The sequence below is a fragment of the Protofrankia sp. Cas3 genome (assembly GCF_963555955.1).
Classification (GTDB): Bacteria; Actinomycetota; Actinomycetes; order Frankiales; family Frankiaceae; genus Protofrankia.
In genome coordinates this window covers 1-9,846 of the sequence record NZ_CAUVXP010000162.1, presented here as the reverse complement: position 1 = coordinate 9,846, position 9,846 = coordinate 1, and the positions used below count along the sequence as shown (strand labels likewise).

8 protein-coding genes are annotated in these 9,846 nt (G+C 67.9%); 6 read left to right on the top strand and 2 right to left on the bottom strand.

The annotated features are described in order from the left end of the window. Positions 1-62 precede the first annotated feature (62 nt). The 3 genes from U9983_RS22705 to U9983_RS22695 all read left to right on the top strand — a co-directional run bounded on the left by U9983_RS22705 (position 63) and on the right by U9983_RS22695 (position 3,804). Positions 63-854, top strand: a complete 792-nt coding sequence (locus U9983_RS22705) for a PadR family transcriptional regulator (RefSeq protein ID WP_322755962.1) — start codon at positions 63-65, stop codon at positions 852-854. Between the two features lie 176 nt (positions 855-1,030). Continuing rightward, entirely contained in the window at positions 1,031-2,860 is a 1,830-nt protein-coding gene (locus tag U9983_RS22700) for a serine/threonine-protein kinase (RefSeq protein ID WP_322755961.1), read from the top strand. Between the two features lie 131 nt (positions 2,861-2,991). After that, positions 2,992-3,804 carry a crotonase/enoyl-CoA hydratase family protein gene (locus tag U9983_RS22695; RefSeq protein ID WP_322755960.1) on the top strand — a complete coding sequence of 271 codons (813 nt, stop codon included), beginning with the start codon at positions 2,992-2,994 and terminating at the stop codon, positions 3,802-3,804. A 93-nt stretch (positions 3,805-3,897) separates the two neighbouring features. Here U9983_RS22695 and U9983_RS22690 read toward each other — a convergent pair whose 3' ends face one another. Beyond that, a complete protein-coding gene (locus U9983_RS22690; RefSeq protein ID WP_322755959.1) occupies positions 3,898-5,112 on the bottom strand; it encodes an acetyl-CoA C-acetyltransferase in 1,215 nt (404 codons plus the stop codon). 225 nt (positions 5,113-5,337) lie between these two features. Here U9983_RS22690 and U9983_RS22685 point away from each other — a divergent pair, with 225 nt between their 5' ends. Continuing rightward, positions 5,338-6,492 (top strand): acyl-CoA dehydrogenase family protein, encoded by a 1,155-nt coding sequence (locus U9983_RS22685; RefSeq protein ID WP_322755958.1) that lies wholly within the window; start codon positions 5,338-5,340, stop codon positions 6,490-6,492. A 38-nt stretch (positions 6,493-6,530) separates the two neighbouring features. On the opposite strand, the gene U9983_RS22680 is transcribed toward U9983_RS22685, so the two are convergent. Then, on the bottom strand, positions 6,531-7,613 hold the full coding sequence (locus U9983_RS22680; RefSeq protein WP_322755957.1) for a magnesium transporter CorA family protein: 1,083 nt from the start codon (positions 7,611-7,613) through the stop codon (positions 6,531-6,533). Positions 7,614-7,801: 188 nt separating this feature from the next. Between U9983_RS22680 and U9983_RS22675 the strand changes: the two genes are divergently transcribed. Next, complete coding sequence (locus U9983_RS22675) at positions 7,802-8,554, top strand: metallophosphoesterase family protein (RefSeq protein ID WP_322755956.1); 753 nt, start codon at positions 7,802-7,804, stop codon at positions 8,552-8,554. Between the two features lie 177 nt (positions 8,555-8,731). Beyond that, positions 8,732-9,826: a regulatory iron-sulfur-containing complex subunit RicT gene (locus tag U9983_RS22670; protein WP_322755955.1), complete on the top strand. Its 1,095-nt coding sequence runs from the start codon at positions 8,732-8,734 to the stop codon at positions 9,824-9,826. Positions 9,827-9,846 lie beyond the last annotated feature (20 nt).

Below are 9,846 nucleotides of genomic sequence, written 5' to 3'. Positions count from 1 at the left end.
TTGCCAATCGGTGTATCGCGATATATCGTGAGCGCACGCGATACACCGATTGGGAGAATCACATGGAAACGCAAGGACTACCAGGGCCATGGCCCTGGGGGCACGGCAGGTCCAACAGGCATGGCGGGCATGGCGGGCATGGCTGGCATGGCGGGCACCGGTTCGACCAGACCGCAATGGCCACCGCCGAAGGTCGCGGCGGGTGGCGGCACGGCGGTCCGGGGGGCCCGGGCGGATCCGGCCACATCCCCCCGGTCCCTCCGGGCTTCGGCTTCGGCCCGGGCTTCGGCTTCGGCCCGGGCTTCGGTTCAGGCGGCCCAGGCTTCTTCGGCGGCCGTGGCCGTGGCCGCGGTGCGAAGGTTCGCCGTGGAGATGTCCGCGCGGCGATCCTCGCCCTGCTCGCCGAAGCGCCGATGCACGGCTATCAGATGATCAACGAGCTGGCCGAACGCAGCCAGGGCACGTGGCGGCCGAGCCCCGGTTCCGTCTACCCGGTCCTCGCGTTGCTCACCGACGAGGGCCTCGTACGCGCCGAGGAAAGTGACGGCAAGCGGGTCTTCCACCTGACCGACGCCGGCCGGGCCCACACCGACGCCCGAGCGGGCGAGCCCAAGCCGTGGGATACCGCCGCGGCTGCCGCCGACGAGGGTCTCACCGACCTACGCTCGCTGGCATTCGGCGTGGGCGCAGCCGTCATGCAGGTCGCTCAGGCCGGTAGTGACGCCCAGATCAAGGCAGCACAGAGAATTCTCATGGATACCCGCCGGGCGCTCTACCGGATCCTCGCCGATGACGAGCCCGATGAGGCGGACGAGCCGGCCGAGCCCATGGCCGAGGACGGCCGGTCCGGGTAAGGGCGACCGGCAAGGGGGACGTCCGACGGGCCACGGTGAGGCCGGTCCGGCCGCCTGCAAAGAGTCACAAAAAATTACAAAGAGTTATGATTCTGGCGCCGCCGAATCCGGCCGAAGCTCGCCCATCACGGAGGTGATGTGATGGGTGAGATCTCTCCGGGAAAGGGGCTTGCGCCGTGCGGAAACTTGGCTCTGGCTATGTGCTGCACGAATCAATCGGGCGCGGCGCGTTCGGGCAGGTCTGGCGAGGATCCACGGTGGCGGGCGATCGTCAGGTGGCTGTGAAGGTCCTGCGCGCCGAGCTCGCGGACGACCCCGAGGTCGTCGCCAGGTTCGTCCAGGAACGGTCCGTACTGCTCGGGTTCAATGATCCACATCTTGTCGCCGTCCGTGACCTCGTGGTCGAAGGCGACACCCTCGCGATCGTGATGGACCTCGTCAATGGCATGGACCTGCGGGTGTACCTCCGGGAGCGGGGAACGCTCACCATCCCGGCGGCCATCGCCCTGACCTGCCAGGTCCTGCGCGCGCTGACGGTCGTGCACGCGGCCGGCGTCGTCCACCGCGATCTCAAACCCGCGAACGTGCTCGTCGACCTCACCGACCCGAATGATCCGCAAGCGCGGCTCACGGACTTCGGCGTGGCCAGGCTCGCCCACGGCCGGTCGCTGACCCGCCTCACCGGCGCGATCGGGACGCCGCTCTACATGGCACCGGAACTGGCACAGCACGAGCACGCGCAACCCGCCGCCGACGTCTACAGCGCAGGAGTCATGCTCTACGAACTCCTGACGGGTCATCCGCCCTTCTCCGCGCCACACCCGATCGCGTTACTGCGCGCCCATATGGAAGACGCGCCCGAGCCTATTGCCGACATCCCGCCGCCCCTGTGGGACATGATCGCTTGGATGCTCACCAAGGACCCGGCTGCCCGTCCGACGGCAGCCGAGTCCGAAGGCGAGCTGACCCGGCTCGCGCGCTCCGGATTCCAGCCGGCAGCCCCGCCGCCAGGTGATGCCGATCACGACACCGGTGCTGCGGCTGCCACTGCGGCTGCCACCTCGACCGCCGAGTCGGACGCCGGCGTGACCGCACTGATTCCCCCAGACGCGACGATCGTGACTCCGGACCATGCGAACGGCGCTGCTACGCCCGGCGCCGTTCGCCCGGTCGAGAACCCGGGCGGCATGGCGCAGTCCGGCGTGACCAGGATCGGTCCGGCACCGTCCGTCCCCGCCGGCTGGGTCTGGCAACCGGATGACCGCATCAGCGATCGGGACCAACCGGACGGCCGGAAACGCTGGCGGGCAGCGATCATCGCGGCAGCCGCGGTCACGCTGCTGGCCGGCGGTGCGGCCGCGCTGGCACTCACCGGCAATCACGGCACCGCGACCATCGACGCACGGCCACCGGTGACAAATAGCAGCACGACAAGTACCCAGAGCACAGCATCGGCGGCTACCGCTACAACATCGACCCCGACCCCTGACTTACCGACCACTGCGCTGCCGACCACCCCGCTCACCGTGGTCGTCCAGAACCCGCCTTCTGGCGCCATCGCCGGATCCGGAGCAGGCATCGGCGGCGGCGCAGGCGGTGGCGTCGGTTCCGGTCACTCACCCGCCACGCAAAAGTCCGCGGCTGCCCCGGCACCGGCACCGGCACCGCGTACCTACGACATGCCTTCGGGCTTTCCGGGTTCATGGTCTGGAAGCGTGAGCCAGCCCGGATCAGCAACCTACACAGTGAAGATCTCGCTGACCAACGGTAACCTCGGAGACAACGTCGGACGGGCGTCCTACCCGGAACTCGGTTGTGTGGCGGATCTGTTCTTCACCGACGTGGCGGGGTCGACGATCCGGGTGCAGGGCAGGCTCATCGTGAACTCCTACAACGACTGCGTCCCGGCAACGCTCGACCTTACGCTGCGCTCGAGCTCATCAATGGACTATGTGGCCCGGTCGCCGGGCTTCGCCGGCAGTGCGAGCGCCGTCCTCTACCGATGATCTTAGCAGTACGACTGGGCCGTACCGCACACCACCAGGGCCGCAGTAATCAGCATAGGGGGAGACTTATCAGTCGCGAACAGATCGGCCTGGAATCGTACGTGTTCACCGATCCACCAACGCAGCCGCTGATGTCACTACAGGTCGAGCGTCGCGGACCGGTCGTTCAGGTCACGCTTGTCGGCCCGGGCAAGGGCAATGCCATGGGCCCGCACTTCTGGCGGGAGGTTCCGCTGGTGTTCGCCGCGCTGGACGCCGACGACAGCGTTCGCGCCGTGGTGGTCACCGGCTCCGGTGACAACTTCTGCTACGGCCTGGACCTGCGGACCATGCTCGGGGAGGTCATCGGACCGACCGGGGACGACGGCGGTCTCGCTCGCGGCCGCACCGTGCTGCTGCACAAACTACGGTCCATGCAGGATGCGCTCACCACGGTCGCGGCCTGCCGCAAGGCCGTCGCCGCCGCGATCAGCGGCTGGTGCATCGGCGGCGGGGTCGACCTGGTGGCCGCCTGCGACGTCCGGTACGCGAGTACCGAGGCGATGTTCAGCGTGCGAGAGGTGAAGGCCGGCATGGTTGCCGACGTGGGTAGCCTGCAACGCCTACCAGCCATCATCGGCGACGGCCACCTGCGGGAACTCGCCCTGACGGGCAGGAACATCACCGCGGCCCGCGCCGAGCGGATCGGGCTGGTCAACGACGTCCTACCGGACCCGGCCGCCACGCTCGCCGCCGCCCATGCCTTCGCCGAGGAGATCGCGGCCAATCCACCGCTGGTCGTCGCGGGTGTCAAGGACGTTCTGGACGCCGCCCGTAGCCCCGTGGTCGAGACCGGCCTGCGCTACGTCCGGGCCTGGAACGCCGCATTCATGCCATCCCATGATCTTTTCGAGGCCGCCAGCGCGTTCAACGAGCACCGCCCACCGCGATTCACCGGCCGTTAGGGCCGGGCAGCGCAAGGCAATGCAATGCAGGGCAATGCAGGGCAACGCAGGGCAGGGCAGGGCAGGGCAACGGCTGCCCTGCCCGGAAGAACGTCAGGCGATACGCTCCACCACCGCTGCGATGCCCTGGCCGCCACCGATGCACATCGTCTCCAGGCCGTAGCGGACACCTCGCCGGTGCATCTCGTTCAACAGGGTCGCCAGAATGCGCACACCCGTCGCGCCGACCGGATGCCCAAGGGAGATGCCGGACCCGTTCACGTTCAGCCGGTCGAGGTCGGCCGGGACGAACCCCCACTCCCGGGTCACCGCCAGCACCTGGGCGGCAAATGCCTCATTGCACTCGATCAGGTCGATGTCGGCGAGTTTGAGGCCGGCCCGTTCCAGCGCCCGCGCGGTCGCGGGAACCGGCCCGATTCCCATCGTCCGCGGCGGCACCCCGGCGACCGCCCACGACACGATGCGTCCGAGCGGACGCAGCCCGAGCTGCTCGGCCCGCTCACGATGGGTGACCAGGCAGACGGCCGCGGCGTCGTTCTGGCCGCTGGCATTACCGGCGGTGACCGTCGCCTCCGGGTCGCTGCGCAGCAGCATCGGCCGCAGGGCGGCCAGCCGCTCCAGACTGGAATCCGCCCGTGGGTGCTCGTCGGTGTCGACGAGGACCGTGCCCTTCTTGCGGTCGGTGACGGCCACCGGCACGATCTCGTCGGCGAAGTAGCCGGCCCGCTGCGCCGCGACCGCCCGCTGATGTGACCGCAACGCGAGCTCATCCTGCTCGGTACGGGAAATTCCGTACTCGCGGCGGAGGTTCTCCGCGGTCTCCAGCATTCCGCCCGGTACCGGGTAGTCCTTTCCACCCGCGGTGACCCGGCCGCGCGCCAGCCGGTCGACGAGGTCGACACTCGGCTTCCTCGTCCCCCACCGGATCCCGGTCGTGTAGAACTCCGCCTGGCTCATACTCTCGACCCCACCGGCCAGGACGAGGTCGGCCACGCCGGTCTGCACCTGCATGCCGGCGAGCAACACGGCCTGCAGGCCAGAGCCGCAGCGGCGGTCGAGCTGCAGGCCCGGTACCTCGATCGGGAGGCCGGCGTCGAGGGCGGCGACCCGTCCGATCGCCGGTGCCTCCCCGTTCGGATAGCACTGGCCGAACACCACGTCGTCGATCGCGTCCGCCGGCAGACCGGTCCGCTCGACGAGTGCCCGGATCACGGTGGCGGCAAGCTCGGTGGCGGGGGTGTCGGTGAAGACACCCCCGAAGCCACCGACCGGCGTACGCAGCGGCGAACAGATCACGGCGTCAAGCATTCGTCATGCTCCTCACAGTCGGTGGGAGGCGCGGCCGGTTCGACGCAGTCCACCCCTTACCGGGATCATCGCTGGTCAGGTGTGCCGACGCACGCGATCCCGCCGGATGGTTGACTGATGCAACAGTGGATTTATCGTATAGATCATCGATACGATCGCGAGCACGGCGCTGCCGGTCACCGGCCCCACCCCAGTAGAGATCCCGAACCCTGCGGAGGCAACGGAATGGATGCGGCGGACTTCTCCGAGATCCTGACCACCGTCCGGACGTTCATCCGTGATCGTGTCGTACCGGTCGAGAACGAGATCGACGAGAAGGACGAGGTCCCGCTCGACATCCGGAACGCCACCAAGGAGATGGGCCTGTGGGGCTTTGCCATTCCGGCGGAGTACGGCGGCCTCGGGCTGTCCATGAGCGAAGAGGCCCGGCTCGTCTTCGAGCTCGGGTACACGACGCCCGCGTTGCGGTCGATGTTCGGTACCAACAACGGCATCGCCGGACATGTGATCATTGAGGGCGGTACGGAGGAGCAGAAGCAGTACTGGCTGCCGCTGCTGGCCTCCGGTGAGGTGACCGCGTCGTTCGGGCTCACCGAGGCCGACGCCGGTTCCGACCCGTCCACCCTGACCACCAGTGCCTACCGCGACGGTGACGAATGGGTGATCAGCGGCGCCAAACGTTACATCACCAACGCCCCGATCGCCGACGCCATCTTCGTGTTCGCCCGCACGAACCCCGACGTTCCGGCAACCCGTGGCATCTCCAACTTCATCGTGCCGAAGGGCTCGCCGGGGCTCACGATCGGACCGCGGGACCACAAGATGGGGCAGGCCGGTGCGTGGAGCTCGGACGTCTACCTCGACGAGGTACGCGTTCCCCACACCCACCTCGTCGGCGGGGACGCCGGCGAGGGGTACGGCTTCGCGACCGCCATGCGCTGCCTGGCCCACGGCCGCATCCACATTGCCGCGCTGTGCGTGGGGCTCGCGCAGCGGCTGGTGGACGAGTCGGTGTCCTGGGCTGCGCAGCGACACCAGGGCGGCCGGCCGATCGGGGACTACCAGCTTGTCCAGGGCATGATCGCCGATTCGGTGACCGACCTGTACGCCGGCCGTGCGCTGGTGGTCGAAACCGCGCGAGCCTTTGACGCCGGCGCCGACACCAAGGTCGGGCCGTCCGCGACGAAGTACTTCTGCAGCGAGATGGTCTGCCGGGTCGCCGACCGGGCGGTCCAGATTCACGGCGGCGCGGGCTACATCAGAGGAGTCCCGGCCGAGCGCTTCTACCGGGACGCGAGGCTTTTCCGGATCTACGAAGGCACCTCGCAGATCCAACAGTTGATCATAGCGCGACACCTGCTGCGCGAGGCGTCCAAGTAGCCGGTTCCGACCCCGGAACGGAACCGGAACGGAACCGGCTACAGCCATCCCCGCCGCCGGAAGGCGAGGTAGAGCCCGCTCGCGCACCCGAGAAGAATGACCAGGCTGACGAGGAAACCCCACTCGCTACCGAATCCGGGATAAGGGACGTTCTGACCGTAGAACCCGGTGACGGCGGTTGGCACCGCGATCACCGCGGCCCAGCCGGTCAGCTTCTTCATGATGACGTTCAGGCGGTTGCTCTGGATGGTCAGGTTGGTTTCCAGGATCGTCGTGACGAGATCGCGAAGGCTCTCCGTCCATTCGGTCGCCCGTAGCACGTGGTCATAGACGTCCTGAAGGTAGGGGAGCATCGCCTCGTCGATGATCCGAAAATCTCGACGCATCAGGGTGTTGACGACCTCACGCATCGGCAACACGTCGCGGCGCAGGAGGACCAGACTCTTGCGGATCTCGAAACTGCGCCGCTGGACCAGGATGTCGTCCGGGGTGTCCGCGAAGAGCAGATCCTCCAGTTTGTCGATCTCTGCATCCAGCTCCTGCACGGTGTCGAAATAGCCGTCGACCAGATAGTCGATCAGACCGTGCAGCAGGAAGCCGACCCCGTGCACCGCAAGGTCGGCATTCACGTCCCAGTGCCGGACGACCGCGTCGATGTCGAATCCCTCATCGCCGCGGACCGTCACCAGTACCCAAGGCGTGACAAAGGCGGATATCTCGTGTGCGGTCAGCGCGCCAGTACCCAGATCCAGCCCCACAGAATAGGCGTTGAGGAACAGGTGGGTGCGGTAACGGTCGACCTTCGGCCGCTCGCCGGGACTGACCGCGTCCTCGAGGGCCAGCGGGTCGAGCTTGAGCAGCCGGGCGATGGTCTGGAGGCCGGCGTGGTCCGGCGCGCACAGATCGAGCCACACGACCGTGCCCGGCCGCTCCAGATGGTCACCGACCTCCGATACCGGGAACCCGGAAGCATCCAGCACACCCGCGCGGTAGGCCCGGGTGTGCGGTGGGGACGATCCGATCGCGCTGTCGGGATGCTCGCGCACGTCAACCACGCACCCGTCTGCGCCGTCACCCCAGTCCGCGACATCACCGAACACCGCCTCCTGCTCGTTCACCATGACAGGCCGTCCCTCCGAGCCGTTAGCACTCCGGAGCCTGCGGCCTCCGGGGATGCGATCTGACGAACGTCGCACGCCCTTTGACCCTCCAGACGCGCCAACGTCGGGTGAGCGAACCTGTGAGCGCGCACCGTCGCGTCGTAGTGTCCCTCTTGACCGCTGGGCGGCGCTCACGGAAAGGTGCTCACATGGTCACGATCGCGGCAGTAGGCGACCTGCACATCGGAGCCGGGGCCGGGCCGAGGTTACGAACACTGTTCGAACGGGCCGCGGACGAGGCAGACATGTTCCTGCTCGCCGGTGATCTGACCGAGGGCGGTGAACTCGCCCAGGCTGCCGCCGTCTGCGAGGTGTTCGGCGGCCTTGACCTACCCGTGATCGCCGTGCTCGGCAACCACGACCACCACGACGGCAGGCAGGCCACCATCACCGAGATGCTGTCCCGGGCCGGGGTGACGGTTCTCGACGGATCTACCGTGACTGTGCCCAGCGACGGGACAACTGTCGGTATCGCAGGCGCCAAAGGCTTCGCCGGCGGCTTCACCAGCCGCAGCGCGGAAAGTTTCGGCGAAGATGAAATGAAGTCCTTCGCCCGCCACGGTGAACAATGCGCGCAGACCTTACGCGCCGCACTGGCAGAACTTGACACCCAGTGGCGAATCGTGCTTACCCACTATGCCCCCGTGCCGGACACGCTGGACGGCGAACCGCTCGAGCTTTTCCCCTTCCTCGGCAGCCATCATCTGGGCGCCGCCATTGACTCATCCGCCGTGCGCGTCGCACTCGCCGTCCACGGACATGCCCACTACGGTCGCGAACGGGGGTTCACCCCGGGTGGCACGCCTGTTCGCAACGTAGCCGCCCCGGTGATCGCGGCGCCCTATGCGGTCTACCGGTTGCCCGCCGACCCCGCTGGGGACGAGATCGTCCGGCTGCGCTGACCCGGTGGCCGACCTCGGGGATGACGCCATCCGGCGCCGATCGGTCGACCTGGGTCACCCGTTCACGCACCTGGTCGTACCTACCCCGCGTAGTCTGATGAAACGACGGGGGCCCGTCGCGGCGACCCGGCACGGCCCGGTCGGCAACCAGCACAGGTCGAGGGCGGTGCGGACGGCATGCCAATGATGTGCGCCGTGACCTTTTCCCCGCGTGGGCGGCTCTTCTACGCCGACCCCGGGCAATATGCGCCGAAAATCGGCGACAAGGTCCTCTTCCCGACCGATGCCGGGCCGGAGGTTGCCGAATGCATGTGGGCACCGCAGTGGGTCAGCGAGGACATCGGCGGACTGCCGGTTCTCGTGGGGATGGCGCAGACCGCCGACATCGAACGGCGCGCGGTCTCCCGCCGCCGCCGGGCCGAGGCGCGGGTTGCCGCAAAGCGATTGATCCGTGAGCACGAGCTACCCATGAAAGTCGTCGGAGTCGACTACATCCAGACCGACAGCATCTTCACCATCTACTTCAGTGCCGACCATCGAGTCGATTTCCGAGCACTCGTACGCGATCTCGCCCGAACGCTGGGAGCCCGCATCGACCTGCGTCAGCTCTCCGCCCGGGACAGCGCCCGCATCCAGGGCGGGATCGGCTCCTGCGGACGTGACCTGTGCTGCGCCACGTTCCTTACGGACTTCGAACCGGTCACCATACGAATGGCCAAGGACCAGGATCTGCCGCTGAATCCCATGAAAATCAGTGGCGCCTGTGGCCGGCTGATGTGCTGTCTGCGGTACGAGCACCCACTCTACGAGCAGTTCAAGGCGGAGGTCCCAGCCGTGGGTGCCCGGGTGAGTACCCCTGAGGGCGATGGGCGGGTCGTGTCCCACGATGTACCGCGTGACCAGGTCATGGTCAAGCTGGACGCAGGCGGCGGACGATCCGCGTGCAGCCGGGCAAGTGTCTGCGGTTCACGCAAGGCGTACGACGCGGCCCACTCGGGGCCGGACACCACCGCCCTGCCCGACCCCACGGCCGGGCCGGGCGGTACCGCCGATGCGGAGGCAGGCAGCTCTCCCGCGGACAGCCCGGTTATCCACCGTTCCCTCACCGTCAGCTCACGTGTTCACAGCGCAGACGGCGGCATCGCCACGAGCGTCGGGACGCAACCCATGACATCGGTTCCCGCGGCTGCGTCACCGGACAACGCCCGGACCCGACGCCGCCTGCGCCGACAAGCAACCCACCCCCAGCGCGACCCCGACGTGCCTTCGTGACTAGACATACTTTCGTGACT